Here is a 21,617-nt window from a genome sequence, read left to right as displayed (position 1 = left end):
CGCTCTGAGCGTTGGCGTCAGGCGCCGATGCGGGCCACCGTCGCGGCCACTCGCTCCAGGTGATCGGTCATCGCGGCGCGTGCGGACTCCGGCGAACCGGCCTCGATGGCGCGCACGATGGCCTCGTGCTCGCGGTCGGAATCGGTGCGGCGGTCCTGGGTCAGATTGAGGAATTCCGACTGTAGGTCCAGCGCGCGGCGAGTGTCGGCGACCATGGCGGCGAGCATGGTGTTACCGCTGGCGGCCGCGATGGCGGTGTGCAGTTCGCCGTCGTAGCGCACCCAGTCCTGCGCATCGGTGGCCGTCGCCAGCTTGTCGAGGATCTCGAACAGCAGCCGCACCTGGTCCAGCGTGCGCCGCTCGGCGGCGAAACCGGCGGCCGGTATCTCGACGAGCCGTCGCGCCTCGATCAGGTCATCGGCGCCGACACCCGCGAAGGTCGGCTGCGTATCGGCATTCTTGGAGACGATGAAAGTGCCTCGGCCGGTATGGGTTTCGGTGAGTCCGAGGATCGCGCAGGCATGCAGTGCCTCGCGGACCACCGGTCGGCTCACGCCGAACTGCTTGGCCAGCGCCAGCTCCGCCGGCAGGCGGTCGCCCACCGCGTAGTCCTCGCTCTGGATGAGACTCTTCAGCCGACGAAAGACCGCCTCGGTGGCGCCGATGCGCTGCACGTATCCCTCTTCGACTGTCACGCGACCAGTATGGAGACTTCCGCGATATGGCGTCAAAATGCTCGTTCCAGCGGGTATCGGCCACTGGCGGACCCGCGTTGACAGCCGCTGTGACCCCCGTTACAGTCAACCTGTCTGACAGCCTGACAGCCTTACTCCTCAGCGCTCCGAAGCGCTGAGCCCGCCCATCCGCGGAGGCTGGATCCGGCCCATGGAAGGTTTCGATGCAAGACCACGACCAACAGTCGACCGCCACCGCCATCGCGCCCCAGTCGCGCATCGATATCGGCGACCTCGGCTACCAGAAGCGGCTGCGCAAGCGCCATATGCAGATGATCGCGATCGGCGGTTCGATCGGCACCGGGTTGTTCCTCGGCGCCAGCGGCCGAATGGCGCTGGCCGGCCCCTCCCTCGCCCTCGTCTACATCGTGTGCGGGATCTTCACGTTCATGGTGGTGCGCGCGCTCGGCGAACTGGTGATGTACCGGCCGTCATCGGGAGCGTTCGTGTCCTATGCCCGCGAATTCCTCGGTGAACGCGGGGCGTATTCGGTGGGTTGGCTGTACTTCTTGAACTGGTCGACGACGCTCGTCGCCGACATCACGGCGGTCGCGCTGTACGCGCACTTCTGGTCGTTCTTCGTACCCGTGCCGCAGTGGGTGCTCGCGCTGATCGCGCTCACGGTCGTCGTCGGGCTCAATGTGGTGTCGGTGCGGCTGTTCGGCGAACTGGAATTCTGGTTCGCGCTGGTCAAGGTCGGGACCATCATCGTGTTCATGGCGCTGGCCGTCGGGTTCATCGTCACCGGAACATCGGTGGGCGACAATGTCGCCGGCATCTCGACGATCACCGACCACGGCGGGCTTTTCCCGCGCGGCCTGGCGCCCATGCTCACCATCGCCCTCGGGGTGGTGTTCGCATTCGGTGGTACCGAGATGATCGGTGTCGCGGCGGGCGAATCCGATGATCCGCGGGCCGTGGTGCCGCGCGCGGTGAACTCCATCATGTGGCGGATCATCCTGTTCTACGCCGGATCGGTCATCCTGTTCACGCTGCTGCTGCCGTGGACGGCCTACTCTTCCAGTGAAAGTCCGTTCGTCACGGTGATGAGCTCGGTCGGCATCCCACACGCGGGCGATGTCATGAATCTGGTGGTGCTCACCGCGGCGATGTCGAGTCTGAACGCGGGGCTCTACGCGACCGGCCGCACCCTGCGCTCGATGGCGGTGGCGGGCGCCGCGCCGCGCTTCGCACAGCGGATGAATCGCAGCGGCGCCCCGTACGGCGGGATCCTGATCACCAGTGTGGTCGGCATCGCCGGGGTGGTGCTCAATCTGGCCATGCCGCACAAGGCCTTCGAGATCGTGCTGAACCTGGCCGGACTCGGCATTGTCGGCACCTGGGCCTCGATCATGATCTGCCACTGGATCTTCGTGCGCAGAGCCCAGCAGGGGCACTACGACCGGCCCGCCTTCCGGCTGCCGTTCGCGCCGGTGCTCAACATTCTCACGCTCGGCTTCCTGGCCGCGGTGATCGTGCTGATGTTCTTCGACGATGAGATCGGCCGCATCACCCTGGCGGCGTTCCTGCTCGTCGTCGCTGCCATGGTCGCTGGCTGGTTCCGGGTGCGCGGACGGCTCGATCCGGATGTCCTCGCTCCCATCGAGCGGCCCGGCACCGCCGCGGACGGATCGGTGCCCGCGTGACCGCTCGCGAGCTGCCGGTTGCGACTGTGCCGCACCTGCTTTCGCCGGTCACTGTCGACATCCTCTACACCGGCGGAACGTTCGGGATGGTCGATCACGGTGCCGGCCTGCGACCCCGCCGGGGCCTCGGCAGCGAGATCGCCGATGTCGTCGGACAATTCGAGCGCACGAGTGGTATCGCGGTTCGATTCGAGTACACCGAGCTCGAGCAGGTCATCGACAGTGCCGATGCGGGCGCAGGCACCGCGCGCCGGATCGCCGAACGGGTGCGCTCCGGTATCGCGCGACGGCGCCCCGACGGGATCATCGTCGTGCACGGCACGGACACGATGGCCTACGTGGGTGCGCGGATGGCATTCGAACTGCACGATCTGGACGCGCCGGTCGTACTCACCGGCGCCCAGATCCCGCTTGGTCAGCGCGGCAGCGATGCCGCGAGCAACCTGAGGCTTGCGTTGAACCATATTGCCGCCCAACCGGTTCCGGGAGCTTTCATCGCCTTCGGTACGTCGCTGCATCCCGCAGTGCGGGCCAGCAAACGCGCCTGCGACCACTACGACGGATTCACCACAGTCCGGGGGTTCACACCGCCGCCGACACCGCCCAGGCTGCCCGGGACGCAGCCGCGCTCGGACAGTCCACCGGTCGGACTATTCGCCGTCTTCCCCGGTATGGATCCGGACCTGCTCGACGCGGCACTGCGCCACTATCGCGGCGGACTCGTCCTCGAATGCTACGGATCCGGCACGCTGCCACGGCACGGTGACGCCACGGTCGCGGCCATTCGGGCGGCGACCACACGCGGGACTTCCGTGGTCGTCATCACCCACTGTGACAGCGGCGCAGTGGATCTCGACCGCTATCAGGCCGGCCGAGCCCTGCGCGCCGCCGGCGCCATCGGTGGTGGCGATATGACCAGGGAGGCCGCGCTCGCGAAGCTGGCGTACCTGGTCGACCTCGGCATATCCGGTGGCGAACTGCGCCGGTGGATGACCACCAATCTGCTCGGCGAACTCTCGAATCATCATGCGACACAGTCGCTCCCGAATCCGACACACAACTGAACAGGAGCTTTTGATGATCGAAGGCACCCGCACCGAACGCGATTCCCTCGGCACCCATGAGGTGCCGCGCGATGCCTACTGGGGCGTCCACACCGCCCGCGCGCTGGACAATTTCGCCATCACGGGCGATCGCATCGGCAACTATCCGGCCCTGATCACCGCGCTCGCCGCGGTCAAACAGGCCGCCTGCCGCGCCAATCGGGACCTCGGTCTGCTCGATGAGCGCCGCGCCGACGCGATCGATACCGCCTGCGACGAGATCCGCGGCGGCGCGCTGCACGACCAATTCCCCATCGATCCCGTCCAGGGCGGGGCCGGGACTTCGACGAATATGAATGCCAACGAGGTCATCGCCAATCGCGCGCTGGAACTGCTCGGCCACGACCGCGGCGCCTACACCGAACTCGACCCGCTCGACCACGTGAACCTCGGCCAATCCACCAATGACGTCTATCCGACCGCTGTGAAACTCGCCGTCGTGCACCACATCCACGACCTGGTGGCGGCATTGGGCCGGTTGGCAACCGAATTCGACGGCAAGGCAATCGAATTCGCCGAGGTCATCAAGATGGGCCGCACCCAGCTGCAGGACGCGGTACCCATGACGCTCGGGCAGGAGTTCTGCACCTTCGCCATCATGGTGCGCGAGGACTGCGCCCGCCTCGGCGAGGGCACCGCGCTGCTACGCGAGTGCAACCTCGGAGGCACCGCGATCGGCACCGGGATCAACGGGCACCCCGACTATCCGGCGCTGGCCTGCACCCATCTCAGTGAGCTCACCGGCATTCCGGTGATATCGGCCGCCGACCTCATCGAGGCCACCCAGGATTGCGGCGCCTTCGTACAGGTCTCCGGGATCGTCAAACGCGTCGCCGTCAAGCTGTCCAAGATCTGCAATGACCTGCGGCTCATGTCCTCGGGGCCGACGACCGGCCTCGGTGAGATAAGCCTGCCCCCGGTCCAGGCCGGGTCCTCGATCATGCCCGGCAAGGTCAACCCGGTCATCCCCGAGGTCGTCAACCAGGTCGCGTTCGCGGCCATCGGCAACGATATGACCGTCACCATCGCCGCCGAGGCGGGCCAGCTCCAGCTCAACGCCTTCGAGCCGATCATCGCCTACAGCATGCTGCGCACCACCGCACATCTGACCGCCGCCGTCGACACCCTCGCGACCAGATGTATCGCGGGCATAACCCCGCACCGCGAACATCTGGAACAGGGCGTCCGGCGCTCGATCGGCATTGTCACCGCCCTCACCCCACACATCGGATACGCCGCCAGCGCCCGAATCGCCAAGCAGGCATTGCACACCGGCCGCCCCGTCGAGGAGATCGCCACCGAACTCGGCCTGCTTTCGGCCGACATCGTGAAGGCACTGCTGGCACCGCACCGCCTCGCCGGACTTTCGCGTCCGGCGACCGAAGGTGCAGTGCAGCAGTGGACGTGAATAGCTGGTATCAGCTCCTGGCTGTCCGGGGAGGACGTGCCGCTGCAGGGGCACATCTGAATCCCTCCGGGTCGGGTGCGGGGGCTGCCGAGCATGTGTCGCACTGGCCGAAGCCGTTGTCGGCTTTCCGCAGACACCGGGGCTCGATCCACGTAAGGACGACGTCGAGGTAATGGTGGGCACTGCACGCCCTCGCCCGTATCGCGACCGCGTGGATGGGCGTGCGGATACACCCAGGGTACGGACGGCACACCCTCGGGTTTGCTGGGCGGATACCTGAGGCAGGCACCAGGCGCTGCTGATGATCGACGAGGCACACAGCATCGGCGTACTCGGCGCGCGCGGCGGCGGGATCGGTGAGCACTTCGGCGTCGACCGCGGCGATGTCGAGTTGTGGGCGGGCACGATGTCGAAGGCACTGGCCGGTTGCGGTGGCTATGTGGCGGGCAGCGCCGAACTGATCCGCTTCCTGAAATACACCACGCCGGGATTCGTCTACAGCGTCGGCATGACGCCGATGAATGCGGCCGCATCCTTGGCGGCCATCCGTCAACTGCGGGCCGACCGCGAACCGCTCGATCGACTGGAGCGCAATGCGCGGCTGTTCCTGCGCCTGGCCCGCGACGCCGGAATCAATACCGGTGACAGCCAGGACACCCCCATCATCCCGTGTATCGTCGGCGACTCGCTGAAGACGCTGAAACTGTCCAATGCGCTGCTGAAGCGCGGTATCAACGTCAATCCGATCCTGTATCCCGCCGTCCCGGACAACCTCGCTCGCCTGCGGTTCTTCGTTACCGCATGCCATACCGAGGATCAGATTCGCGACACGGGCAAGATCCTCGCCGAGGAGCTGGCACTGATCTGACCTGCTCGACGATGGATCGCACAGCGCGGCGGTTTAGCAGATCGCTCAGTGGTAACTCGCACAATGCCCCTGCTCGGCGAGCGCGGCCGCCGCGCTCCGATCCCTCGCGGGCAACGCAAGCACAATCGACGGGAGGAAGACGATGGCGAATCCTGGTAGCCACGTGCAACGGACCCCGGTGCGGGCCGAGCTGCGCAGTACCGCGTTCAGCGACCACACGACGATTCCCGAGCGCTACTCATACGATGGCGGAAATGTCTCCCCGCCGCTGGAGTGGCACGGCATCCCCGACGACGCCGTGGAGTTGGTCCTGCTGTGCGAGGACCAGGACGCACCGGGTGGCCCGTTCACACACTGGGTCCTGACCGGCATCGCACCGACGACCATCGGTGTCCGTGCGGAAGCGTCACCACTGCCTGCCGTCGCGGGTCGCAATGATTTCGGCGAAATCGGCTGGAGCGGTCCGCGTCCGCCCAAGGGCGACGACCCACACCGGTACTTCTTCCGCCTCTACGCGCTCGACCAAGCGCTCGGGTTCACCGAGGAAACCAGCGCCGACGTGATCCGATCGGATATCACCGAACACGTCGTCGCCAGCGGCACCCTTGTCGGGCTGTTCGCCCGCTGACTCGCCCACGAGCTCCGACCGGTCGGCATGCGATGTAGCGCAAGCGCAGTATCATGTGTACGCGCTTCGGGAGGGGCCGATCATGCTTTCGCGTTGCCATACCGGAAACCGATACTCGCTCACGGCAGTTGGGCTGCTCGTGGTCCTCGGAGCAGCAACCGGTTGCGGGCCCGGCGCCCGGGACTCCGGCCCGCACGAATCGCATCCGTCGACGGCCAGCACGTCGGTGGCGAATTCATCGGTCCCACGCACCTTCGCCGAACTCGCGACTCATCCCTGCGACGCCCTCGACGAGACGGATAGGGCCAGCTTCGTGGTCACCGCCGCCGGATCCGCACAACCCGGTGCGCCGGGTGGATGCTTCTGGATGACGCACACCATCGGACTGAGCTTCTATCCCCATCCGTCCTCCGACCTGACGACACCGCTGCCGCCCGCACCGGGTGCGACGGAGATATCCGTCGCGGGACAGCGAGCCGTCCGGACTCGGGAATCGCTCCCGAACGGCAAGGAGGCGGGGTGCACGATCACGGTCGCCGTGGCGGCCGATGCGTCGTTCACCATCGAAGTCGCCATTGCGGGCGCCGGAAGCAGCCCGGCGCCCGCCATCGACAGCTGCGCATTGGGCACCGATGTCGCCACGGCGGTGCTGGCGCATCTGCGGTGACCGCACCGGCAGCGGCGCAGGGGTGCCCGGTGATCGCCGATCAGCGGCGCGGGCACGCCATGCGATTCGCGAAATCAAGCACGCACGTGTAGCCCGAAACCCGTGCGGCCCTTGGCTTCCAGCCCCTCGCGCAGGCGCAGGGCGGGCATTTCGTAATCGCCGCCGTTCTGGGTGCGGAAGGCGATCGGATCGGTCTGCTCGATCGATAGCAACCGCTGCTCCCATGCCTTGGCGACATCGGTGAAGTCCGCTGGCGATATCCGATCCGCGCCGTATGTCACGAACGGCGGCAGCACGTCCATACCGGGGTAGTAGAGGATGCCGTGCTGGATCGGGAAGAGCAGATCGTCGATGGGGCCGTTGATTCCGCGGTCGGTGTAATGCGGTTCGCGGCCGCCGATCGTCACCGACAGCATGGCCCGCTTGCCCGCGAGGGTGCCCTCGCCGTAGCGATCGCCATAGCGGGTGTCGCTGTGTTCGCCGACGCCATAGGCGAAGTGGTAGGTGAAGACCCGGTCGACCCAGCCCTTGAGGATCGCGGGCATCGAGTACCACCACAGCGGGAATTGCAGGATCACCGTATCGGCCCAGCGCAGTTTTTCCTGCTCGGCCGCGATATCGGCGGTGAGTGTCCCGGTGTCGTAGGCGTGACCGGAGTCTTGCGCGACCCGCAGCGGGCTGCTGGTCGCGCCGAAGTCGTCGGCGTCGACCGACGGCTTCCATCGCATCGCGTACAGGTCACTGACCTGCACCTCGTGCCCGGCTTCGCGCAGGGTGGTGACCGCGATGTCCTTGAGTGCGCCATTGAGCGACCGCGATTCGGGGTGGGCGTGGACGATGAGTGTCCGCATTGCTGCTCCTTCGGATCGGATGTGTTCGATCCTGGGAGTCGGCGGGCCCGCCGTTCAGAGACGCTTCATCCATCGGACGGGACTTCCTGGTATCGGCAGGACCACCCTCGCGCCGCGAACCCATGGCAATACTGGAGGGATGGACGATCTCTCCGACTTCCTGCGCACGCGGCGATCGCGGGTGGATCCGGGGTCGGTGGGCATTGCCACCGATTCGCGCCGGCGAGTGGCGGGACTGCGCCGTGAGGAGGTCGCGCACCTGTCCGGGGTGAGCGTCGACTATTACGTGCGCTTGGAGCAGGGGCGGGCCCGGCAGCCGTCGGCGCAGGTGCTCGATGCGCTGGCCCGGGTTCTCGGCCTCGACGAGGTGGAGCGCGAGCACCTGCACCGGCTGGCACGCCGCCCGCAGCGCCCGGCGAGGTCGGCACCGAATGTCCGCGTCCGTCCCGAGTTGCTGCGGGTGCTGGACCTCATCCCCGATGCGCCCGCGTTCATCGTCGATCACCGCCTCGACGTGGTGGCGGGCAACCAGCTCGCGGAACTGCTATACGGACACAGTCCGATGAAGGGTCTGAATATCGCCCGGCACATCTTCCTGGACGACCCCGACGACGAGGGCCGCTCGCTCTATGCCGAATGGGATGTCTGCACCCGCGATACGGTCGGCCATCTGCGCTTGGCCGCGGGCAAGTATCCGGACGACCCGAAACTGGCGGGCCTGATCGGTGAACTGGCCGTGCACAGCGACCGCTTCCGCAAACTGTGGGCCCGCGCCGATGTCCGCTCCCGGACCCACGGCCGCAAGGCCTTCGCCCATCCCCTGGTCGGCACCCTGGACCTACACCAGGAAAACTTCGCCCTCCCTGAGGAAACCGGCACCGAACTTGTTGTCCTGTCCGCCCAACCCGGTACCGAATCCCACGACAACTTGCGCCTGCTGGCCAGCCTCGGCGCTACCGATGCCCGGACTCTCGATCGGTCATCGGAGCGCGATATGACACAATCCTAGCGGGCGTCATGATGGTGTAATACGGTGAATCGGGACCGCAAAAGAACGAGGCCGCTGATGACCATTCACCGTGACGGACTCGAACACGACATCGTCACTGATTTCAGTTCGCGCATGAGCTACAGCGCCTACCTGGACCTCGAAACGTTGCTCAGTGCGCAGCATCCGGTCAGTCGGCCGGAGCACCATGATGAATTGCTGTTCATTATTCAGCATCAGACCACTGAGCTGTGGCTGAAGCTCGTGCTGCATGAAATACGGGCCGCGCGAGCGGCTTTCGATGCCGACGACATGGGGGTCGCGCTGAAATGTGTTGCGCGGGTCGAACACATCCAGAAAACGCTGACCGAGCAGTGGTCGGTGCTGGCAACGCTGACACCCACCGAGTACGCGCAGTTTCGCCGCTTCCTGGGGAACTCTTCGGGCTTCCAGTCCCATCAGTACCGCGCCATCGAGTTCATCCTCGGCAATAAGAACGCGGCGGTGCTCCGGGTCTTCGAATCCGATGCGGCGGCGCATGCTCAGCTGGCCACGCTGTTGCGCGAACCGACCCTTTACGACGCTTTCTGGCGTCACCTGTCCCGCATCGGGCTCGATGTGCCCCGCTCGATGTTGGAAAGGGATGTCACCGAGGCCCACACCCTGGACCGCGAACTCCTCGCCTTGGTCCAGTCCATTTACCAAGCGCCGGAACAACATTGGTCCGTGTACGAAGCATTCGAGGAACTGGTCGACCTCGAGGAGAACTTCCAGCTGTGGCGGTTCCGGCATCTGCGCACCGTGCTGCGCGTCATCGGAAGAAAAGGCGGGACGGGCGGATCGAGCGGCGCCGGATTCCTGCAACGCGCACTCGAACACACCTACTTCCCCGAACTCTTCGCCGTCCGCACCTGGACCGGACACTGACCCGCAATGGCGGATCGAATCACATGACGGCTCAGCACCCCAGCCACCGTTCGCCCCGCCGCGAGAGAACGCCCGATCCGCAGCTCGCGGGCGCGGTACTGGATGACATCGACGGGCGGCCCGGGAGCGCGACCTCGCTGGCCCGCACCGTGCTCGGCGCATACGTCCGCGACCTCGGCGGGTGGATCGCGATCGCGGACTTCACCGAACTGCTGGCCCTACTCGACATTCCGGCACCGAGCACCCGCACGGCGATCACCCGCCTCAAGACCAAGGGCGTGCTGCGCGCCGAAAGCCGCAGTGGACGTGCGGGTTATGCGTTGACCGAGCCCGCACTGGCCATGTTCGCCCGCGGCGACCCGCGCATCTTCGGATTCCGCCAGATGGCACCGGGTGATGCCTGGCGGCTCCTATCCTTCGGCATCCCGGAGTCCGAACGCGGCGCCAGACACCAACTTCGGCGCCGACTGACCGCGATCGGCTGCGGCACAGTCTCGGCGGGTCTGTGGATCTATCCGGAGTACCTCGCGACGGAGGCCGCCGCCATCATCACCGCCTTGGCACTCGACGACTACGTAACGTCGTTCCGCGCCACCGACCCCGTCGTACCCGGCAATGTGCGACAGGCCGCCGCGCAGTGGTGGAACCTGGACGATCTCGCAGCCCGGCACCGAACCTTCTACCAGCGACACCGCAAGATCCTCGAACTCGACGACACCAGCGACCGAAATGCCTTCACGCACTTCACCCACATGCTCGACGAATGGCGAATCATCCCCTACATCGACCCCGGCCTACCCGATGAGATGCTCCCGCTCAACTGGCCAGGACTGGCCAGCGTTTACCTGTTCACCGAGGCTCGCCAGCGTTATCTAGAACCAAGCCGCCAGTGGGTGCGAACGCTGGTCGAGCCGCACCAGATCCGGCAATAGCACCCCCAACCCGGCACTCCCCGCGGAGGCGCTGCCGCCGCCCCGACTCCTCGCCCCAGCCTCCGGTTGGACAAGCGATCACCATGGGCTCATGCAGGGAAACACCGAGAGCCCACCTGCACCAGCGCATTCCCGGCGGTACACCGAAGCGCCGGGTGCCGGAGAGGTCGCCCGCTGCGACGACATCGAGCAGGGCCGGGTTCGAGTCCGACGTGCGGTCGGCTCGTTCGTTGGGAGGCATGGCGGATGCTATTACTAGTCTCTGATAGTTGCAATAGTTCAGAAACTTGAACAAGTAGGCTCTGCGCCATGACGGCAACAGACGCGACGACGGCGGAATCGGAGGGAGCACGAGCGTTCGTCGAACGACTCGGCGGAGCAATGGCGGCCAGCGGCGTGCCACCGATGGCCGCCCGGGTCCTCGCACAGCTGCTGATCAGCGAAAAAGGCGTCATGACCTCGGCCGAACTCGCCGAAGCGCTACAGGTCGGTCAGCCGTCGATCTCGGGCGCGGTCCGCTTCCTCGCGCAGTTCGGATTCGTCTCCCGGGAGCGGGTGCCGCGCACCCGCAAGGACCAGTACCGCATTCGGGACAACGTATGGGAAACGGTGCTCACCCTGCGTAACGACTCACTCGACGCATGGAAGGCCAACCTGCAGTACGGCGTCGACACCTTCGGCGCGGGCACCCCGACCGGGCAACGACTCACCGAGGCCGTCGACTTCTTCGACTTCGTCCAGCAGGATATGCACGGCCTCATCGCCCGCTGGCGCGAACATCAGCGAAAGGCCGAGCGACACGGATGAATCATCGCCGCCGGGGGTGACTAAGCTTCGAACGATAGGTAACAACGCCCGTCGAACGGAGAGAGCTGATTCATGGCGTCCGCAACAGCATCCGCACAGATCGGGGTTACCGGCCTCGCGGTCATGGGTAGCAATATCGCGCGCAACTTCGCCAAGCACGGCTACACGGTGGCACTGCACAACCGCAGCATCGCCAAGACCGACACGCTGCTGGCCGAACACGGTGGCGACGGCAACTTCGTGCGCACCGAGACGATCGAGGAGTTCGTCGCGGCGCTGGAGAAGCCGCGCCGGGTGCTGATCATGGTCAAGGCGGGCGATCCGACCGACGCCGTCATCGAGGAACTGGCCGCCGCTATGGAGCCCGGCGACATCATCATCGACGGCGGCAACGCGCTCTACACCGACACCATCCGCCGCGAGGCCGCGATGAAGGCGCGCGGGCTGAACTTCGTCGGCGCGGGCATCTCCGGCGGCGAGGAGGGTGCGCTCAACGGCCCCGCGATCATGCCCGGTGGCCCGAAGGAGTCCTACGAATCCCTCGGACCACTGCTGGAATCCATTGCAGCGCAGGTGGACGGCACGCCGTGCTGCACGCATATCGGCCCCGACGGTTCCGGCCACTTCGTCAAGATGGTGCACAACGGCATCGAATACGCCGATATGCAGCTGATCGGCGAGGCCTACCACCTGTTCCGCGACGCGCTGGGCTTCGACGCCAAGCAGATCGCCGACGTCTTCACCGAGTGGAACTCCGGCGAACTGGAGAGCTACCTCGTCGAGATCACCGCCGAGGTGCTCGAGCAGGTCGACGCGAAGACCGGCAAGCCGCTGGTCGATGTGATCGTGGACGCGGCCGAGCAGAAGGGCACCGGTCGCTGGACCGTGAAGTCCGCACTCGATCTGGGCATCCCGGTCACCGGCATCGCCGAGGCGGTTTTCGCGCGGGCACTGTCGGGCTCGCGTGCCCAGCGCAAGGCCGCGGTCGGTCTGGCCGCCGGCAAGCTGGGCGAAAAGCCCACCGACGCAGCGCAATTCACCGAGGACATCCGCCAGGCGCTCTACGCGTCGAAGATCGTCGCCTACGCCCAGGGCTTCGACCAGATCGCCGCGGGCAGCGTGGAATACAACTGGGACCTGCACCCCGGCGATCTCGCCACCATCTGGCGCGGCGGCTGCATCATTCGCGCCCGCTTCCTGAACCGCATCAAAGAGGCCTACGACCAGAACCCGGCCCTGCCGAGCCTGATCCTGGCACCGTACTTCCGCGAGGCGATCGAGACGGCCATCGACAGCTGGCGCCGCGTGGTCTCCACCGCCACCATGCTCGGCATCCCGGTGCCCGCGTTCGCGTCCTCACTGTCGTACTACGACGCCCTGCGCGCCGAGCGGCTCCCGGCCGCACTCACCCAGGGCCAGCGCGACTTCTTCGGCGCCCACACCTACGAGCGGATCGACGCGCCGGGCAAGTACCACACCCTGTGGAGCGGCGACCGCAGCGAGGTCTCCGCGGACTGAGCTCGCTCGCGCCAGCGCGCATGCCCGGCGTGCGCGCTGGCACACGGGTCGACTCGTTCGTAAGCGCACGATTCCCAATCGTGACAACACCTACCGTGGCATTCGTGTCGCAGGACGAGCAGGATTTCATCGCCAACTCGACACCCACCGCGGAACCGCCACTGATAATGGCCATGGTCGACGGCAAGATGCTGTGCGGTGCGGCCGGTCTCGATCGGGACGGCACGCTATCGCTGCGCGCCGAACCGTTGAACGAGGCGAGCTTTGTCATCGTCGTCACTGCGTGCCCCACGTACCGCTAGGTCGACCGGCCAGCGGTCGAAACCAGACGGGGTGCGTACACAACCACAGGACGGCACCCCAAGCGTTGCGCAACTAAACAACCTCGCTGGCGGGCTGCCCGGGAATCGTCGTACCGAGGGCCGGTGTGAGGTCGTCGAGCCAATGTGCGCCGGGGTCATAGTGCGCGAAGAACTGCTTGCCGGTGTCACGCGGGTCGCGTGATTGCAGCATGCGCAGCGCAAAGACCTTGGTACCCATGATCGTTGGGGCACCATCGAGCACGACCTTGCCGATGTGGGTGGACATGACCGGGCCGCGGGCGCTGCGGGCCAGGCCGGATACCTGTCGAATGGCATCGGTGTAGATCTCGAGTGCCCGTGCCAGCGGAACCTCGAAATAGTTGCGGGCGCCGGTGTCTCGTTCGACGAACATGTAGTACGGGATCACGCCGGATTCGACCAGCGCCTGCCACATCCGCGCCCAGACATCGGCATCGTCGTTGACGTGGGCGATCAGCGGCGCCTGCGCCCGGATCACCGCACCCGTGTCCCGGATGCGGGCAATGGCCCTGCGCACCGCGGCGGTGGACAGCTCGCGCGGATGCGAGAAGTGCGCCATGACGGCGACGTGCCGCCCCGCGGCCACGCACCGTTCGAACAGGCGCAACAGGTCGTCCGCATCCGCGTCGTCGGTGAATCGGGTCGGCCAGTAGGACAGCGCCTTGGTACCGAAACGCAGTGTGCGGATATGTTCCAGGCCCGGCTCCAGCAGTGGATCGACCCAGCGGCGCAGCACTGCGGTCCGCATGATCATCGGGTCCCCGCCGGTGAACAGCGCATCGGTGACCTCCGGATGCTCGCGCAGGTAGGCGGTCACTACGGTGGGATCCGAAATCGCCTGGCGGGTCTCGGTTCCGACGAACTGGGCCCAGCGGAAGCAGTAACCGCAGTAGGCATGGCAGGTCTGGCTCTGCGACGGGAACACCAGCACGGTCTCCCGATACTTGTGCTGTAGCCCGAGTAACGACTGCCCTTGCAGGACAGGAATATTCGCGTCGAGCTGGCCGCCGGGATGTGGGTTGAGCAACCGACGCGCCTGTGCGCCCGCCTTGGCCAGCACTTCCCGCGAGGCGTCGGCGTCGTACAACTCGGCAATACTGCTGAATACCGTGGGCGGCAGCATATCTCGGTGCGGAAAGGTGAGCCGGAAGATCGGATCGTCGGGCGCTGCCGTCCAGTCGATCAACTCGCGATCGACATAGTTGTTGACGCGGAACGGCAACACCGCGGCCACGATCCGAAGATCACGCAGGTAGTCCTCGGAAAGGCCACGCGCCAGGGCCAACTCGGCCAGGCGCTCGCCGGTGTAGAGCTTCATACGGTCACCAACTCTTCGTCGCGGCGGAGCAGGGGAATGGCGCGATGGCGTCGCAGTCCGAAAATCCAGACGATCGGGGAACACACTCCGATGAGTATCGCGGCCGCAAGGAAGATCGGACGCGGGTTATTGCCGTCGAGGTGCGTGAGCAGGCCCGCGAGCACCGCACCGACCGGTGCGGCCGCCAGCACGACCGTCCGCATCGCGCTGGTGACCCGGCCCAGTAGCTCGCGCGGCACGAGTTGCTGCCGCAATGTGCGGACCACGATGCTGGCCAGCACATCGGCCCAGATCAACACGGCATTGGCGAGGGTGAGCCACCAGAGGTTCGGCGCGAAACCCGCCGTGCCCAAGGCGATGCCGATCAGCAGGATAGCCGCCACACACAGCGGTACCGGACGGTACCGCGTCATGAACACGGGAGCGGTTGCCGCACCCAGGATTCCGCCGATGCCACCGGCGGCAACCACTACGCCGACCAGCCCCGCCGACATGCCCAGATAGTCGTGCGCGAAGAACACGATCAGCGTCTGAACCGCAAGACACAGATTGGTGACCACTTGCAGCACGGCCAATGCACCGATGGCCGAGGACGCAGTGAGATAGCGCAACCCGGCGCGGAACTCGGCCCCGAATCGTCGCCACGACACTGGAGCTCGGCGATCGATCGGCTCCGGTGGGCGACGGTGGGTGCTCCACAGCGTCGCAAGCGACACCACGAATGTCGCCGCTTCCACCACCAGCGCGGCACCCAATCCGATTGTGGCGGCGAGCAATCCGACTATCGGCGGCCCGAGCAGTATCGAGGTCTGGCTCGCTGTCTCGAGAATTGCATTGGTGCGCACCAACGCTCGATCACGGTAGATATCCCGCACCGCGACCGCCAGCGCCGTCTCGAAAAACACCCCGGCAACCCCGGCCCCGAAGGCGAGCGCCAGGATGACACCCACCGAACCGACTCGGGCGACGGTCAGCACGAAGAGCGCGACGAAGACAGCCGCCCGCGCCAGATCGGCGATGATGAGCACCCGCCAGGGATCGGCACGATCCACCACCGGCCCGGCCGGTAGCCCGGCGACCAGGTAGCCGACCGTGCGCGGTGTGGCGGCCAATGCCGCCGCGACGGGACTATGGGTCAACTGCAACACCAGCAGCGGAATGGCCAGCACGGCCAGCCCGTCGCCGAGCAGGGAGACGATTTGGCCCGGAATGAACAACCGAGTTCCGCAGTGGCCGTTCACAATAGACATGTGTGACCCGCCAATTGCTCCAGACGGCAGCCGAAGGAAACCTTCTCCTGCCACTTGAGGGTTCCGTAGTCGATGCTGGTGCACCCCCGACGCAATGCGGCCGCCACCAGCCCGTAGAACAGCATCACAAAATACGTGCCGTATGCCTCCGGCCGCTGCCCACACCACAGCGCTCGCAGCGTATTCCCGTGCCGCAGCGATAGCGAGAAGCCGATAATCCGATCCCCCTGCCGGACGGTGGTCACCACTCGATCCTCGGGCGGGTAATGCCGGATCATCCGGTCCAATGTCGCCGCTTGGGCGGCACGGTCGCCTGCGGAGTTGTACTTGCGCAGCAACCCCATCCGCAGTTCCAACACCGCGTCGCGGACCTCGCCGAGATCCTCCTCGCGCAATTGCGCTCCGCTCTCCTCCATCCGGCGCAGCAGCCGTCGCAGATCCCGCCGCCGTTCCCGTGACAACTGCGCCAGATACCCAGCGATATCTCCGAAATCGAGCGGCATGACGCACGTCGGATACAGCTGGACCGGCTGTGCGCCAACCTCTTCCAGCGTGCTGTGCAAGATCTGTTGCCGTTCCGGGACGTACAGATACGACATCGACCGGGCACCCTGCTGCTCGGCCCAGGCATGTACGGCCTGGACGGTGTGGCCGAGGACAACCGGGTCGGTCGCTCCGGGGCCGGCGGGAATGCAGGTGTAGCCGGGCTGCAGCGCCAGCACCGCCGGATACAGCGATGTGGCATCCGGTGCGGACGGTAGCGGCGATCGCGGCCCGGGTGATGGGATCTCCCCGCGCAAGATGGCGGCGATGTCGTAACGCGGTTCTGCCGGTGCGGATTTCAGCAACCGGGTGTACAGCCCGACTTCCGGCCGTCCGTCGACATAGGCCACCAGCCAGCGCGGCTCGCCCGGCAATAGCGGCCCCATCGTTTCCAGCCAACGATCCGACACGGCGAAGTCCGCGGTCGCGGCCGCGAGCATGGCCCATTCGGTGGGGCGGATCTCGGACGTTCTCAGCTCAACGCGCATCGCTCACCCGCAGATTCCCCGATGAGTGAGCGAGATCGACGCTGATGCCGCGGATTCACCCAATCGAACGTGCCGTCAGTTGATGACACCATATTAAGTGGCGCGTTGGACTGCGATATAGAAAGAGTTGTCCCCGCACATGGGAACGCGAACTCATCGCCGCTGACCTTGGCGGTCCACCGCGCATCGATGCGGATATTCCCATCCGGAATGGCGGATGATCTCGCCACGCGGCTGCCCTAGTGTCCGAATCGCGACCGTCCGAATCGAAATCGGCCGGGCACAGAGCATTCGAAGGCAGAGGTGTCGAGTATGCGGGTGATCGTGGTCGATGACAATGGCGATGAGGCCGACGCGCTGGTGCACCGGCTGCGCCGCCGTGGCCATCAGGCGGATCACAAACGCAGAGGTGCGGACCTGCTGGTCGCGCACCATCGCTATCACGCCGCCATCCTCGACCTCGAGCTGCCGGATATGCCGGGGCTGGAGGCGCTGCGCAAGCTGCGCGAAGTCAGTTCGATGTCGGTGCTCGTGCTCACCGCGGACTCCGACGAGCGCTCGGTGGTGCGCGCGCTGCGCAGCGGAGCCGACGATTACCTGGTGAAGCCGCCCCGCATCGGCGAGTTGACGGCTCGGTTGGACGCGATCGCCCGACGCGCTCCGGCGGTCCGCCGAAACCTCGCGCCGGCAACGACGGTCGTCGCGGGGGACGTTCGGGTGGATCTGCTGGCCGGGATGGTAGAGGTCGCCGGGCGGCCGGTGCAGCTGACCCCGGTCGAGTTCGAACTGCTGCGCGAGCTGGTCGAGCGCCCCGGAGTGGCGGTCAGCCGTCAGCAGTTGCTGGACCGCATCTGGGGCGATGCGTTCGTCGGGGTGTCGCACGCGCTGTACGTGCACATCACCAGGCTGCGGACAAAATTGAACCGCCCAGGTCTGATCACGACCATCCATAGTTACGGCTACCGGTGGAACCCGGAAGCCGCGGCGCCAGGGCCGGTCATACCGACTGCGCTTCCGGCGCTCGCGGCATCGGGGGCGCGGTGAAGTGCTTCGACCAACGATCCGCGATGCCTGCCGACGTCGCTTCGATCATCCCCTCGGACAGTGATTTTCGAGCTAGCGACCCATGATCGCCGGGTGACCGGTCACCGGCACCGACATATCCACATGCACTGGGAATCCGGCCTTCACCTCGTCGGTTGCCGGTCCGGGCAGACCGCCTAACGCGACGTGCAGACCGAGCGCCATCAGTACCACAGCGGTGGCCACGTCCATCGCGCGGCGATTGCGGTGCGCTGCGAAGAAGCGCTGCAGACGGGAGAAGCCGAAAGCCACTACCAGCAGCCAGATCAGCACCGGAAGCACCATGATGGTGCCGAGCGTCAGCTTGTGCGCGAACGACGAACCCGGCGGTAGGAAGTGCGTCATCAGTGCCACCAGGAACAGGATCGCTTTCGGATTCGTCACATTGACCACGAACCCACGCCGGAACGGCTCCGCGTCGAGACTGCCCGGCAGATCGCCGACCACGGGCTGAACGGTCTTCGACAGCGACCACAGCAATTTGGCGCCCAGGAACAGTAGATATCCGGCACCGACCACGCGGATTACGGTGAACGCCCCCGGCGTCGCGGCGATCGCCGCACCGATGCCCACGACAGCGGCGGTAGTGTTCACCGCCATACCGACGGTGATCCCCAGCGCCGCGGTGATACCGGTCCGCAGCCCTCTGATCGACGAATAACGTGTGACCAACGCGAAATCGGGACCCGGCAAGATGGCCCCGAGAGTCGCCGCGAGTGTAAAGGAAATCAGATCCACCGGTGCCCCTCCGTGGCCCAGATATTCGTATTCACAGCGCCGGAACGAGCGCATACCGGTCGCGTGTCGACGCGACCCGCCTGATGACCACCGGCGCGAGCAGCCCGGCCGCCAGCAGGATGAATCCCGTTACGTACCAGCCGATTACGCCCAAGCTGATGCACAGCCACGTCAGCAATGCCGGGCCTACCGCATCGGCCATGCGCAATCCGATGCCGAAAACACCCAGATACAGCCCGAGGTCCTGGGGCGGCGCCAGTGCGTTCGATGCCTCGAAACCACCTGCCGTCTGCCACAATTCGCCGACGCTGAGCACGGCGGCACCGACCCCGAGGATCAGCACGACAACCCAGCCGCCGCGTCCGTGCGCGGTGGCCAGCAGCACACATGCGATAAGAAACACCCAACCGCTGCGGCGCAGCGCGACCCCCGCGGCGGTGGCATCGACGACCCGTCGGCTGGCTCGGACCTGGAACCCGACCACAATGGCGATATTCACCATGTCTATCGCGGCGATCGACCAGCGCGGCGCGGCCGTGGCACCGATGATCCACAGCGGTATGGCGACCGATTGGATTCGGTACTGCAGCGACAACACGCCGTCCAATGCGGTCAGTGCCAGATATGGCCGGTCCCGCAGCGCGATCCAGCGGTCACCGTGATATTCGGCGGTCGCCGCTGCTGGCCCCATCACGGGCAGTCCGGCGACCAGCGGTACCGCCGCGGTCAGGAAACCGGCGGCGATAATGATGGCGACCCGATAGACCAGCGCGGAATCCCATTGCACGGCTACCGCGGCCAGGCCGATGCCGATGGCGATACCGACATTGAGCACCGAGCGGATATAGGCACGAAACTCGTTGGCGCGACTGGTGACAACCCGCGGAATCATCGCCGAGATCAGTAGCTGGACGCAGGCCTGCGCCGCGGCTGCCGCCGGAATGACGATCAGGTACATCGCGAATCCGTCGACCGCGAGAAAGCCGACGGTCGCGACGGCCCCGACGAACAGGCTGGCGCGCAGCACACCGAGCGGGCCACGCCGATCCGAGATTCGGCCGACCAGAATATTGCTGACCACGCAGGCGACACCGGCGACGCTGAGTCCCGCGCCGACCTGCATCGGCGAGATCCGCACGATTCTGGTGAAGTAGAGGACGACGGTGGACAAATAGATACCGCTGGAGACGGCCGCCGCGACTGTGATCAGCGTCAGCATGCTCTGCGGTCCGGCCGACGGCAGCAAGGCGCGAAACCAGGACATGAGAACAGTCCGGGCGTTTCAGGCGACGGCCGCGTCGGTCGGCGAATCGAGTGCGACGCAATCCATCCGGAATCCGGCGATGGTGCGCCGCACTGCCTCGACCACTTCCCTATTCGAACGTCCACGGAAGCGGAACGCCGCACCGATCTCGGCGTAGCCGAATGTTTCGGTGATCATCGTCCCCACCGGCGGCACCGAATAGTGGTACGGGGCATATGCGCGCGGAATATCCAATCGCACGTCCAGCACCGTGCAGGGTGGGCTGAGCGGCGGGTGGATCAGCAATTCGGCGACCACCTCCGAATCGGCGAGCGAAGCGGTGACCGGCGTGCGACCGAGCTGAATATCGATCGCGGCGCCGAGGAGGTCGTAGCCGTGCACTTCCCGCCACATATGGGTGGTCTCCCCACCGGCGGCGCGCGCCGCCACTTCGAGGAATCGAATGTGCGGTATACCGAAGGCGTAGCCGAGGAAGAATTCGAGATGAAAGACGGTGGGGACACCAGCACTGAGCGCGGAAAGCACGGATTCGGCAAAGGTGGCGAGCGGGCCGATAAGGGCAGGGTCGTCGATCTCGATATAGCCCAGGCTGGTTCCGTTGTCGGCGAACTCGAGACACGTACCGAGATATTTCGAGGCACGCCATGGGCCGAGCCCACTGCCGGTCCAGACGCCGTCTATCGCACCCACCTCGTCCGGGCAGAATTCCTGTACGAGAAAGGGTTCGGCACTCAGGTCGGGCAGATCGGCGAGGTCTTCGGCGGAATCCAGCTTGACCACATCTCGGCTCCCCGCGCCGAGCCGCGGCTTGACGATCAGCGGAAACCTGTGCTCGGAGGCGAATTCTCGGATGGCGGCCACATCGGCCGCAGCACGGAATGCGGGCACCGAAACACCCTGCTCACGAACGGTTTCGCCCATCGACAGCTTATCGCGGAACCGTACCGAATATTCCGGCCGATCGCCCGGCAGATCGAATTCCGCACGCAGTTCAGCGGCCGTGAGCAGGTCGAATTCATGGAGCGCGACAATCCGTTCCGGCGTACCGAACCGGGCCGCGAGATCACGCACCGCCGCTGGTACGAGAGCCATATCATCGAGAATCATCACCGCAGCCGCGGCATGCGCCGGTATACCGTCCAGCACACTGCGCGAGCAAACATAGGTGACGGAATTGGAAACGTGATCGATACGGTCGAGATACGGGACGTCGACGCCGCGCACTCTATGTATGACAGTCACGTGTGATTGCACAGATTCCTCCGCTCGAAGCCAGGCTGACACACTTGAATTTAGTGCCGAAAATTAAGCTGAAGTAACGCATCTGCCAACATGCGGCAGCGGCATGGAGAACCTATTGTCGATCGACGCACTTCTCTTTTGTGAGCGATATCTCACAAGCGCCGCACAGCATTTGGTTCGCGCGGTTTGTGAGAATTCTTTCAACAGCAGCGCAGATCAGGGCTACGGAATATTTCGGCACACCCGGGACACATCAAATGTACCGACCACGCA

The 21,617-nt window shown here is 65.8% G+C and carries 21 protein-coding genes; 13 read left to right on the top strand and 8 right to left on the bottom strand.

Annotated elements, in window-relative coordinates; all coding sequences use genetic code 11:
* Positions 1 to 17 precede the first annotated feature (17 nt).
* On the bottom strand, positions 18 to 695 hold the full coding sequence (locus tag ACQP2D_RS12830) for a FadR/GntR family transcriptional regulator (RefSeq protein WP_433683927.1): 678 nt from the start codon (positions 693 to 695) through the stop codon (positions 18 to 20).
* Positions 696 to 898: 203 nt separating this feature from the next.
* Here ACQP2D_RS12830 and ACQP2D_RS12825 point away from each other — a divergent pair, with 203 nt between their 5' ends.
* The 6 genes from ACQP2D_RS12825 (at position 899) to ACQP2D_RS12800 (ending at position 7,054) form a co-directional block, all read left to right on the top strand.
* Positions 899 to 2,380 (top strand): amino acid permease, encoded by a 1,482-nt coding sequence (locus ACQP2D_RS12825; RefSeq protein WP_433683926.1) that lies wholly within the window; start codon positions 899 to 901, stop codon positions 2,378 to 2,380.
* Positions 2,377 to 3,444, top strand: a complete 1,068-nt coding sequence (locus ACQP2D_RS12820) for an asparaginase domain-containing protein (RefSeq protein WP_433683925.1) — start codon at positions 2,377 to 2,379, stop codon at positions 3,442 to 3,444. Before ACQP2D_RS12825 ends, ACQP2D_RS12820 begins: the two co-directional genes overlap by 4 nt.
* Positions 3,445 to 3,457: 13 nt before the next feature.
* Positions 3,458 to 4,891, top strand: coding sequence for an aspartate ammonia-lyase (locus tag ACQP2D_RS12815; protein WP_433683924.1), 1,434 nt, complete (start codon positions 3,458 to 3,460; stop codon positions 4,889 to 4,891).
* 295 nt (positions 4,892 to 5,186) lie between these two features.
* Positions 5,187 to 5,759 (top strand): aminotransferase class I/II-fold pyridoxal phosphate-dependent enzyme, encoded by a 573-nt coding sequence (locus ACQP2D_RS12810; protein ID WP_433685630.1) that lies wholly within the window; start codon positions 5,187 to 5,189, stop codon positions 5,757 to 5,759.
* 142 nt (positions 5,760 to 5,901) lie between these two features.
* Positions 5,902 to 6,387, top strand: a complete 486-nt coding sequence (locus tag ACQP2D_RS12805; RefSeq protein WP_433683923.1) for a YbhB/YbcL family Raf kinase inhibitor-like protein — start codon at positions 5,902 to 5,904, stop codon at positions 6,385 to 6,387.
* 82 nt (positions 6,388 to 6,469) lie between these two features.
* Complete coding sequence (locus tag ACQP2D_RS12800) at positions 6,470 to 7,054, top strand: DUF3558 family protein (protein ID WP_433683922.1); 585 nt, start codon at positions 6,470 to 6,472, stop codon at positions 7,052 to 7,054.
* Between the two features lie 74 nt (positions 7,055 to 7,128).
* On the opposite strand, the gene ACQP2D_RS12795 is transcribed toward ACQP2D_RS12800, so the two are convergent.
* Complete coding sequence (locus tag ACQP2D_RS12795) at positions 7,129 to 7,905, bottom strand: NAD(P)H-dependent oxidoreductase (protein WP_433683921.1); 777 nt, start codon at positions 7,903 to 7,905, stop codon at positions 7,129 to 7,131.
* Positions 7,906 to 8,044: 139 nt separating this feature from the next.
* Here ACQP2D_RS12795 and ACQP2D_RS12790 point away from each other — a divergent pair, with 139 nt between their 5' ends.
* The 6 genes from ACQP2D_RS12790 (at position 8,045) to ACQP2D_RS12765 (ending at position 13,379) form a co-directional block, all read left to right on the top strand.
* Positions 8,045 to 8,914, top strand: coding sequence for a helix-turn-helix transcriptional regulator (locus ACQP2D_RS12790; protein ID WP_433683920.1), 870 nt, complete (start codon positions 8,045 to 8,047; stop codon positions 8,912 to 8,914).
* Positions 8,915 to 8,971: 57 nt separating this feature from the next.
* Positions 8,972 to 9,820 carry a tryptophan 2,3-dioxygenase gene (locus ACQP2D_RS12785; RefSeq protein ID WP_433683919.1) on the top strand — a complete coding sequence of 283 codons (849 nt, stop codon included), beginning with the start codon at positions 8,972 to 8,974 and terminating at the stop codon, positions 9,818 to 9,820.
* Positions 9,821 to 9,843: 23 nt separating this feature from the next.
* A complete protein-coding gene (locus ACQP2D_RS12780) occupies positions 9,844 to 10,752 on the top strand; it encodes a PaaX family transcriptional regulator (RefSeq protein WP_433683918.1) in 909 nt (302 codons plus the stop codon).
* Between the two features lie 309 nt (positions 10,753 to 11,061).
* Positions 11,062 to 11,559, top strand: coding sequence for a GbsR/MarR family transcriptional regulator (locus ACQP2D_RS12775; RefSeq protein ID WP_433683917.1), 498 nt, complete (start codon positions 11,062 to 11,064; stop codon positions 11,557 to 11,559).
* A 72-nt stretch (positions 11,560 to 11,631) separates the two neighbouring features.
* Positions 11,632 to 13,077 (top strand): NADP-dependent phosphogluconate dehydrogenase, encoded by a 1,446-nt coding sequence (gene gndA, locus ACQP2D_RS12770; protein ID WP_433683916.1) that lies wholly within the window; start codon positions 11,632 to 11,634, stop codon positions 13,075 to 13,077.
* Positions 13,078 to 13,157: 80 nt separating this feature from the next.
* On the top strand, positions 13,158 to 13,379 hold the full coding sequence (locus ACQP2D_RS12765) for a hypothetical protein (protein ID WP_433683915.1): 222 nt from the start codon (positions 13,158 to 13,160) through the stop codon (positions 13,377 to 13,379).
* A 73-nt stretch (positions 13,380 to 13,452) separates the two neighbouring features.
* On the opposite strand, the gene ACQP2D_RS12760 is transcribed toward ACQP2D_RS12765, so the two are convergent.
* Genes ACQP2D_RS12760 through ACQP2D_RS12750 form a run of 3 tightly spaced genes read right to left on the bottom strand, consistent with a single transcriptional unit; the run spans position 13,453 to position 17,017 of the window.
* Complete coding sequence (locus ACQP2D_RS12760; RefSeq protein WP_433683914.1) at positions 13,453 to 14,736, bottom strand: KamA family radical SAM protein; 1,284 nt, start codon at positions 14,734 to 14,736, stop codon at positions 13,453 to 13,455.
* Entirely contained in the window at positions 14,733 to 15,986 is a 1,254-nt protein-coding gene (locus ACQP2D_RS12755; RefSeq protein ID WP_433683913.1) for an MFS transporter, read from the bottom strand. The genes ACQP2D_RS12760 and ACQP2D_RS12755 overlap by 4 nt, the downstream gene beginning before the upstream one ends.
* Entirely contained in the window at positions 15,974 to 17,017 is a 1,044-nt protein-coding gene (locus ACQP2D_RS12750) for a GNAT family N-acetyltransferase (RefSeq protein WP_433683912.1), read from the bottom strand. The genes ACQP2D_RS12755 and ACQP2D_RS12750 overlap by 13 nt, the downstream gene beginning before the upstream one ends.
* 312 nt (positions 17,018 to 17,329) lie before the next feature.
* Between ACQP2D_RS12750 and ACQP2D_RS12745 the strand changes: the two genes are divergently transcribed.
* Positions 17,330 to 18,061: a response regulator transcription factor gene (locus tag ACQP2D_RS12745; RefSeq protein WP_433683911.1), complete on the top strand. Its 732-nt coding sequence runs from the start codon at positions 17,330 to 17,332 to the stop codon at positions 18,059 to 18,061.
* A 72-nt stretch (positions 18,062 to 18,133) separates the two neighbouring features.
* Here ACQP2D_RS12745 and ACQP2D_RS12740 read toward each other — a convergent pair whose 3' ends face one another.
* From ACQP2D_RS12740 to ACQP2D_RS12730, 3 genes are read right to left on the bottom strand one after another with little or no spacing between them, the layout of a single operon-like run.
* A complete protein-coding gene (locus ACQP2D_RS12740) occupies positions 18,134 to 18,892 on the bottom strand; it encodes a LysE family translocator (protein ID WP_433683910.1) in 759 nt (252 codons plus the stop codon).
* Positions 18,870 to 20,102 (bottom strand): hypothetical protein, encoded by a 1,233-nt coding sequence (locus ACQP2D_RS12735; RefSeq protein ID WP_433683909.1) that lies wholly within the window; start codon positions 20,100 to 20,102, stop codon positions 18,870 to 18,872. Before ACQP2D_RS12735 ends, ACQP2D_RS12740 begins: the two co-directional genes overlap by 23 nt.
* An 18-nt stretch (positions 20,103 to 20,120) precedes the next feature.
* Positions 20,121 to 21,194 (bottom strand): ATP-grasp domain-containing protein, encoded by a 1,074-nt coding sequence (locus tag ACQP2D_RS12730; RefSeq protein ID WP_433683908.1) that lies wholly within the window; start codon positions 21,192 to 21,194, stop codon positions 20,121 to 20,123.
* Between the last annotated feature and the right edge of the window lie 423 nt (positions 21,195 to 21,617).

The organism is Nocardia sp. CA-119907, assembly GCF_050955995.1.
Classification (GTDB): domain Bacteria; phylum Actinomycetota; class Actinomycetes; order Mycobacteriales; family Mycobacteriaceae; genus Nocardia.
The sequence above is the reverse complement of the archived record's forward strand: the minus strand, read 5'-3'. Positions and strand labels throughout refer to the sequence as shown.

Coding starts and splice junctions, on each gene's coding strand:
- ACQP2D_RS12825 (WP_433683926.1), top strand. CDS start 899: ATGCAAGACCACGACCAACAGTCGACCGCCACCGCCATCGCGCCCCAG.
- ACQP2D_RS12815 (WP_433683924.1), top strand. CDS start 3,458: ATGATCGAAGGCACCCGCACCGAACGCGATTCCCTCGGCACCCATGAG.
- ACQP2D_RS12805 (WP_433683923.1), top strand. CDS start 5,902: ATGGCGAATCCTGGTAGCCACGTGCAACGGACCCCGGTGCGGGCCGAG.
- ACQP2D_RS12800 (WP_433683922.1), top strand. CDS start 6,470: ATGCTTTCGCGTTGCCATACCGGAAACCGATACTCGCTCACGGCAGTT.
- ACQP2D_RS12795 (WP_433683921.1), bottom strand. CDS start 7,905: ATGCGGACACTCATCGTCCACGCCCACCCCGAATCGCGGTCGCTCAAT.
- ACQP2D_RS12790 (WP_433683920.1), top strand. CDS start 8,045: ATGGACGATCTCTCCGACTTCCTGCGCACGCGGCGATCGCGGGTGGAT.
- ACQP2D_RS12785 (WP_433683919.1), top strand. CDS start 8,972: ATGACCATTCACCGTGACGGACTCGAACACGACATCGTCACTGATTTC.
- ACQP2D_RS12780 (WP_433683918.1), top strand. CDS start 9,844: ATGACGGCTCAGCACCCCAGCCACCGTTCGCCCCGCCGCGAGAGAACG.
- ACQP2D_RS12775 (WP_433683917.1), top strand. CDS start 11,062: ATGACGGCAACAGACGCGACGACGGCGGAATCGGAGGGAGCACGAGCG.
- gndA (WP_433683916.1), top strand. CDS start 11,632: ATGGCGTCCGCAACAGCATCCGCACAGATCGGGGTTACCGGCCTCGCG.
- ACQP2D_RS12760 (WP_433683914.1), bottom strand. CDS start 14,736: ATGAAGCTCTACACCGGCGAGCGCCTGGCCGAGTTGGCCCTGGCGCGT.
- ACQP2D_RS12755 (WP_433683913.1), bottom strand. CDS start 15,986: ATGTCTATTGTGAACGGCCACTGCGGAACTCGGTTGTTCATTCCGGGC.
- ACQP2D_RS12750 (WP_433683912.1), bottom strand. CDS start 17,017: ATGCGCGTTGAGCTGAGAACGTCCGAGATCCGCCCCACCGAATGGGCC.
- ACQP2D_RS12745 (WP_433683911.1), top strand. CDS start 17,330: ATGCGGGTGATCGTGGTCGATGACAATGGCGATGAGGCCGACGCGCTG.
- ACQP2D_RS12740 (WP_433683910.1), bottom strand. CDS start 18,892: ATGCGCTCGTTCCGGCGCTGTGAATACGAATATCTGGGCCACGGAGGG.
- ACQP2D_RS12735 (WP_433683909.1), bottom strand. CDS start 20,102: ATGTCCTGGTTTCGCGCCTTGCTGCCGTCGGCCGGACCGCAGAGCATG.
- ACQP2D_RS12730 (WP_433683908.1), bottom strand. CDS start 21,194: ATGGCTCTCGTACCAGCGGCGGTGCGTGATCTCGCGGCCCGGTTCGGT.